This window comes from Streptomyces anandii JCM 4720 (assembly GCF_014650655.1).
In the GTDB taxonomy this organism is placed as follows: Bacteria; Actinomycetota; Actinomycetes; order Streptomycetales; family Streptomycetaceae; genus Streptomyces; species Streptomyces anandii.
In genome coordinates, this window is the sequence record NZ_BMVJ01000004.1 from 199,005 (window position 1) to 205,190 (window position 6,186).

At 74.0% G+C, this 6,186-nt stretch carries 7 protein-coding genes and 2 pseudogenes; 3 read left to right on the plus strand and 6 right to left on the minus strand.

Translation table 11 applies throughout. The features are described 5' to 3' along the window. Positions 1–72: pseudogene (locus IE249_RS36750) on the minus strand (TetR/AcrR family transcriptional regulator); the annotation flags it as partial. Between the two features lie 152 nt (positions 73–224). On the opposite strand from IE249_RS36750, the gene IE249_RS09610 reads away from it, so the two are divergent. Together IE249_RS09610 and IE249_RS09615 are read left to right on the plus strand one after the other, a co-directional pair. Continuing rightward, a complete protein-coding gene (locus IE249_RS09610; protein WP_189704347.1) occupies positions 225–1,082 on the plus strand; it encodes an AAA family ATPase in 858 nt (285 codons plus the stop codon). Beyond that, on the plus strand, positions 1,079–2,479 hold the full coding sequence (locus IE249_RS09615) for a vWA domain-containing protein (protein WP_189704348.1): 1,401 nt from the start codon (positions 1,079–1,081) through the stop codon (positions 2,477–2,479). The genes IE249_RS09610 and IE249_RS09615 overlap by 4 nt, the downstream gene beginning before the upstream one ends. 39 nt (positions 2,480–2,518) lie before the next feature. On the opposite strand, the gene IE249_RS09620 is transcribed toward IE249_RS09615, so the two are convergent. Further along, the gene (locus IE249_RS09620) at positions 2,519–3,220 is read right to left on the minus strand and encodes an SDR family oxidoreductase (RefSeq protein WP_189704349.1); all 702 of its coding nucleotides are present in this window, start codon (positions 3,218–3,220) and stop codon (positions 2,519–2,521) included. A 134-nt stretch (positions 3,221–3,354) separates the two neighbouring features. Beyond that, positions 3,355–3,720, minus strand: coding sequence for a cupin domain-containing protein (locus IE249_RS09625; RefSeq protein ID WP_189704350.1), 366 nt, complete (start codon positions 3,718–3,720; stop codon positions 3,355–3,357). A 187-nt stretch (positions 3,721–3,907) separates the two neighbouring features. On the opposite strand from IE249_RS09625, the gene IE249_RS09630 reads away from it, so the two are divergent. Beyond that, entirely contained in the window at positions 3,908–4,801 is an 894-nt protein-coding gene (locus IE249_RS09630) for an aminoglycoside phosphotransferase family protein (RefSeq protein WP_189704351.1), read from the plus strand. 60 nt (positions 4,802–4,861) lie between these two features. On the opposite strand, the gene IE249_RS09635 is transcribed toward IE249_RS09630, so the two are convergent. From IE249_RS09635 to IE249_RS36755, 3 genes and pseudogenes are all read right to left on the minus strand, one after another. Further along, positions 4,862–5,545 carry a MarR family winged helix-turn-helix transcriptional regulator gene (locus IE249_RS09635; RefSeq protein WP_189704352.1) on the minus strand — a complete coding sequence of 228 codons (684 nt, stop codon included), beginning with the start codon at positions 5,543–5,545 and terminating at the stop codon, positions 4,862–4,864. Between the two features lie 128 nt (positions 5,546–5,673). Further along, positions 5,674–5,937, minus strand: coding sequence for a hypothetical protein (locus tag IE249_RS09640; RefSeq protein WP_189704353.1), 264 nt, complete (start codon positions 5,935–5,937; stop codon positions 5,674–5,676). Between the two features lie 22 nt (positions 5,938–5,959). Next, a pseudogene (locus IE249_RS36755) lies at positions 5,960–6,186 on the minus strand (SDR family oxidoreductase); the annotation flags it as partial.

Sequence of the window (6,186 nt, forward strand, 5' to 3'; positions counted from 1 at the left end):
GTCCCGGTAGGAGAGCTCGGCGGCCGCGTCGAGCAGCCGGTCGCGCGGGGTCGCCCTGTCGGTGGTGGCCATACCGCGAGGTTACCGCGAGCGTCCCGCGCGGGGAAACCGATCGGTGTACTCCCGTGACAGACCGGCTGAACAAGCGCTTAGATAGGTGGGGACACGCTCGTGGAAACCGCATCAGCCCGACCCGCATCCGCCGCGCCACGCTGGAGGCCCCGTTGTTCACGTCCGTCGAGGATGTCTCCGCCCGCCTGGCCGAGACCGGCTACCTCGCCTCGCCCGCCGTCGCCACGACCGTCTTCCTCGCCGACCGCCTCGGCAAGCCGCTGCTGGTCGAGGGCCCCGCCGGGGTCGGCAAGACCGAGCTGGCCAAGGCGGTGGCCGAGGTCGCCGGCGCCCGGCTGGTCCGGTTGCAGTGCTACGAGGGCGTGGACGAGTCCCGGGCGCTGTACGAGTGGAACCACGCCAAGCAGCTCCTGCGCATCAGCGCCGGCCGCGAGCAGAGCTGGGACGAGACCCGGACGGACATCTTCGGCGAGGAGTTCCTGCTGACCCGCCCGCTGCTCACGGCGATCCGCGGCGACGACCCGAAGGTGCTGCTGATCGACGAGACCGACAAGGCCGACGTCGAGATCGAGGGCCTGCTCCTGGAGGTGCTCGGCGACTTCCAGGTGACCGTGCCGGAGCTCGGCACCATCACCGCGACCCGCCGTCCCTTCGTGGTCCTCACCTCCAACGCCACCCGCGAGCTGTCGGAGGCGCTGCGCCGCCGCTGCCTGTTCCTGCACATCGGCTTCCCGGAGGAGGAGCTGGAGCGGCGGATCCTGCGTCTGAAGGTGCCGGGGCTCGACGAGGCGCTGGCCGCCTCCGTGGTGCGGGTGGTCGGCGCGCTGCGCGCGATGGACCTGCGCAAGGTGCCCTCGGTCGCCGAGACCATCGACTGGGCGCGCACCCTGCTCGCGCTGGGCGCCGGCACCCTCGGCGAGGGCGTCGTCCGTGACACCCTGGGCGTTCTCCTCAAGCACCAGGAGGACGTGCTCAAGGCGGCCGCCAAGCTCGACCTGGACGCCGTGTGAGCGCCGCCGCCGAGCCCGCGGCCGGGACCGCCGAAGTCGCCGGGCGGCTGGCCGGGTTCACCGGCGCCCTGCGCGGCCACGGCATCCGGATCGGCACCGGCGAGAGCGTGGACGCGGCCCGGGCCGTCGAGGCGCTCGGCCTCGCCGACCGCGAGCTGCTGCGCGAGGGTCTGGCCGCCACCCTGCTGCACGGCACCGGTCAGCGCGCGGTGTTCGACCAGGTCTTCGACCTGTACTTCCCGCGTACGGTCGGCGGCCCCGAGGGCCCGGCCGCCGGCCGTGAGGACCTGCGCGACCGGCTGGCCCGGGCCCTGGCCGCCGACGACGCCGCGCTGATGGGCCGGCTGGCCGTCGAGGCGGTCGACGGCTTCGGCGGATACGGGAGTTCGCCCGGGGCGGACGGCTGGTCGGCGTACCAGACGCTGGAGCGTCTGCGGCCGCAGACGCTGCTGGCGCGGGTGCGGGCGAGTGTGCGGGCCGGGGGCGGCACGGGCGGCGGCGAGGGCGCGCCGGAGGAGTTCACCGAGCGGCTGCTCGACGACGAGATCCGGCGCCGTATCGAACTCTTCCGCCGGCAGGTGGGGGCCGAGGCGCGGCGCCGGGTCGCCGAGCGGCGCGGGCGACAGGAGATCGCGCGGCGGGCGGTGGCGCCCACCGCCGACCGGGTCGACTTCCTCTACGCGGGCCGGGACCGGGTCGCCGAACTGCGCCGTACCGTACGGCCCTTGGCACGCAAGCTGGCCACCCGGCTGGCCGCGCGCCGGCGCCGGGCGGCCCGGGGCTCGATCGACCTGCGCCGCACCCTGCGCGGCTCGCTGTCCACCGGCGGAGTGCCGGTGAAGCCGGTGCTGCGCCGACGGCGGCCGGTGCGGCCCGAACTGGTGCTGCTGTGCGACGTGTCGGGCTCGGTGGCGGGCTTCTCCGACTTCACCATGCTGCTGGTACAGGCGCTGCACGACCAGTTCAGCAAGGTGCGCGTGTTCGCCTTCGTCAACCGGATCGACGAGGTGACCGGGCTGCTGCGGCACGGCACGGCCGACCCGGAGGGCCTGGGCGCGCGCATCCAGGAGGAGGCCCGGCTGACCGGCTGGCACGGCAGCAGCGACTACGGCGTCGCGCTGGGCGAGTTCGCCGAGCGGTACGCCGACGTGGTCGGTCCCCGTACGACGGTGTTCGTGCTCGGCGACGCGCGCACCAACATGGCCGACCCGAACCTGCCCGCCCTGCGGGAGATCGCCGGGCGGGCGCGCCGGGTGTACTGGCTGAACCCGGAGCCGCGCGCCCAATGGGGCACGGGCGACTCGGCCGCGCCCGACTACGCCGGGGAGGTCGGGATGCACGAGTGCCGCAACGCCCGCCAACTGGGCGCGATCGTCTCACGGTTGCTGCCGGTGTGATCACCCGGCGCGGCCTGCCGGCGCGACGACCGGGCGTGCTCAGGCCGCGAGCTCCGGGTAGAGGACGGAGAGGTCGGCGGAGAGACCGGCCTTGACCTGGCGGGTGAGGTCGTCGGCGAGGACCTCGTAGGCGTTCGTCTCGATTCCGTCCAGGGCCTGGGCGGCGACGCTCTCGGGGGTGGACTTGGGTGCGTCGATGTCCGCGGTCATGTCGGTGTCGACGTAGGCGACATGAAGACCGGTGACGTGGATTCCGCGCGGCTTGAGGCCGAGGCGCAGGGAGTTGGTCTGCGACCACAGCGCGGCCTTGGAGGCGCTGTAGGAACCGCGCACGCCGATCCACGACAGCACCGAGTGCACGTTGAGGATGTGGCCGCCGCCGTTCGCCTCGATGGCGGGCACGAAGGCGCGGGTGACGTTGAGGGGGCCGTAGAAGTTGGTCTCGAACTCGCGTCGGACGTCCTCGACCGGGGAGGTGAGGAAGTCGGCGACCAGGGCCTGGCCCGCGTTGTTGACCAGGATCGTCACGTCCCCCGCCCGCTCGGCGGCGGCCGCGACGGACGCGGGGTCGCTCACCTCCAGGGCCAGCGGCACCGCGTCCGGGTGCGTGACGGTCCTGGGGTCGCGGGCGGTGGCGTAGACCTTGCGCGCGCCACGCTCGTACAGGGCCGCCACCAGGGCGCGTCCGATGCCGCGGCTGCCGCCGGTGACCAGGACGACGGAACCTTCGATATGGGTCATGGCAGATCTCCGAGACAGTGAGGAATACGCTCATACGCGCAGGAAACCGATCGGTTTCCTGCGGCAGGACCACAGTAAACCGATCGGTTTCCAAGAGGCAAGGACGGAGGCGGGCGCGTGGGTGCCGTGCCCGTTCAGTCCTGCGTGGACCTGGCGTACTCCTGGGCCATGGCGCCGGCGAAGTCGTACACGACCACCTGTTCGTCGCCCACCACCCAGGCGTCGTGCCCGGGCGCGCAGACGAAGACGTCACCGGGACCGACCTCGGCCTCGCCGCCGTCGTCCATGACGAGATGCATGCGGCCCTGCACCACGAAACCGTTGTGGTGGATCTGGCAGCTCTTCGTGCCGGCGATCGGGCCGACCGACTCCGACCAGCGCCAGCCCGGTTCGAAGGTGCCCACGGCGAAGTCGAGCCCGGTGAGGTGGACGGCTTCGAGGTGGCCCCGCGGGAAGTCGCGCCGCTCGTCCGGCTTCTCGACCGTCTTCACTTCCAGCATGACGGTGTTCTCCCTTCCGGCCGTGATCCCTGCGGCCGGGGCCGGTCTCCGTCTCCCGCGCCTGCGCACGGGGTACCGGCGGGGGCCGAGCCCCACGCCCTCATCGTCCTCCCGGCACGCGCGCCACGCCATTCGGCCCGCAAAAGCAGTTGACGCCCCCGGAGCCGACGCCGTTCGATGGCCGACCATGTGCGCCGACACCCTCCGTCCCGGCGAGCCGCGGTTCGGCTCCGGGCTCGTGCGCCGGCTGATCGCCGGGCAGTTCCCGCAGTGGTCGGGGCTTCCCATCGCCCCGGTCGACTCGGACGCCGGCACCTCCAACGTCATGTACCGGCTGGGCGACGACATGGTGGTACGGCTCCCCCGCACCCCCGGTGCGGCGGGCGACGTGGAGAAGGAGCACCGCTGGCTGCCCCGGCTCGCGTCCGTCCTGCCGGTGGCCGTGCCGCTTCCGCTGGGCCTGGGCGCACCGGGTCCCGGCTGCCCTTGGCCGTGGTCCGTGCACCGCTGGCTGGACGGCGCGATCGCGGTGCCGGGGAACGTCACCGCCCCGGACGCGCTCGCCCGGGACCTCGCAGCGTTCGTCACCGCGCTGCACCGCGCCGACCCCCGGGGCGGGCCGCCCTCGTACCGCAGCGAACCCCTCGCGGCGCGCGACGCCACGACCCGCGAGAACATCGCCGCGCTGCGCGGGGAGGTGGACCCGGGCGCGGCCACCGCCGTCTGGGAGGAGGCCCTGAACGCTCCCGCGCCCGGCGGACCGCCGGTCTGGATCCACGCCGATCTGCAGCCGGGGAACCTGCTCGTGGCGCACGGCCGGCTCGGCGCCGTGATCGACTTCGGATGCCTGGGCCTCGGGGACGCGGCCGTCGATCTTCTCCCGGCCTGGTACGTGCTGCCGTCCGGCGCGCGTGCGGTGTTCCGGGACGCGCTCGGCGCCGACGCGGCGGCCTGGGCACGGGGGCGCGGGTGGGCCCTGTCCGTGGCACTGGCCGAACTGCGCCACTACCGCACGACCCATCCCTTCATGGCCGGCACGGCCCGCGGGGTCCTCGGGCGGCTTCTCCTGGACGGTGACTGACGAGAGCAGGGACCAACGAGAGCAGGGACCAACGAGAACAAGGACCAACGAGAAGAGGGACTACGTGTCCGCCGGAGGCACCGCCGCGTCCAGGGGGTCGTCGACGATCCCGCGTACGGCGCGTGCGGTGTCGTAAGCCTCCACGGCCATCTCGCCCGCCGCGGTCGTCAGGGCGCGCAGGGCCGGCACCAGGGCCGCTCGCTCCTCGGCGGGCAGCCGCTGCACCAGCTTGCGGATCTCCGCGCGGCGGTGCGCGAGCACCCGCGTGACCAGGTCGTGCCCCTGGTCCGTCAGGCTCAGCACGACCTCGCGGCGGTTGTCCGGGTTGGTCCTGCGGTCGACCAGGTCGAGTGCCTCCAGGCGTCCCACCATGCGCAGCGCGGTGGAGGGGTTGACGCCGAGGGTGGCGGCCAGCGCGACCAGCTTGACCGGCCCGCAGGTGTCGAGCACGACCAGTGCGCGCAGCTGCGGCAGGGTGAGCGACTCGGCCGTGGTGGCGAGCGCGCGGGCGGAGATGGCGACGAAGAGGCGGGAGGTCGCCATCACGGCCACGCCCAGCTCCTCGGCCTCCCGGTCGAGGTCGTCGCGGTCGGCGCCCTCGTCGTCGGGGGCCTCGTCGTCGGGGGCCTCGTCGTCGGGGGCCTCGCGACCGGCGGTCTCATCGTCGAAGGGCCCGCGGTCGGCGGCCTCGTCGTCGGGGGTCTCGGGGTCGGGGGTCTCGGGGTCGGTGTCGTGCTGTGCCATGGTGTCCCCCTTCCGCCGCTCCGCCCCGGCCGGCGGAGTCGATCACGCGCGGAGAATCATTGCAGAGGACAACGGCGCCGGACGAGGCGGCCCTGCCGGGCAGTGGCCCGGCGCCGTGCCGGGCGGTCTCAAGGGGCCGCCGACTGGGCCCGCCCCGGGCCGGTGCGCCCGCCGTCGAGCTGTGCCCTGAGTTCTCCCCGCAGTTCGGCCGGGAGCCGTCCGGTGACCGCCCACTCGACGACGAGTTCGGCGACGTGCTGCTCCTTGATGTGCGTGTGCGCGGACATCGCGCGCAGCACGGCCCGGGCCCGCTCGAGGCTCACCCCGCCCACGGTGGCCACGATGGCGGTGGCCTCGTCGAGCAGGGGGCGTGGGCGGTCGTGTGCCGTCATACGGGTCTCCTGGTGCGGTGGCTCACCGGCCGCGCCGGCTGAGAGCGGCCCTTGCGGTGGCGGCGACGCCCACCCCCACCGCGGAGGCCACGGCGGAGGCGACGGCGGCCGGGTGACGGGCCAGGACGGCCTCCAGGGAGCTGCCGTGCGAGGCGTCGTCGAAGATGCCGTGGGCGCCGTGGTCGGTGCCCGTGGCCGCGTCGACCGGTTCGAACAGGTTGCTGTCGCCGGTCGGGGGCCGCTGGTCGG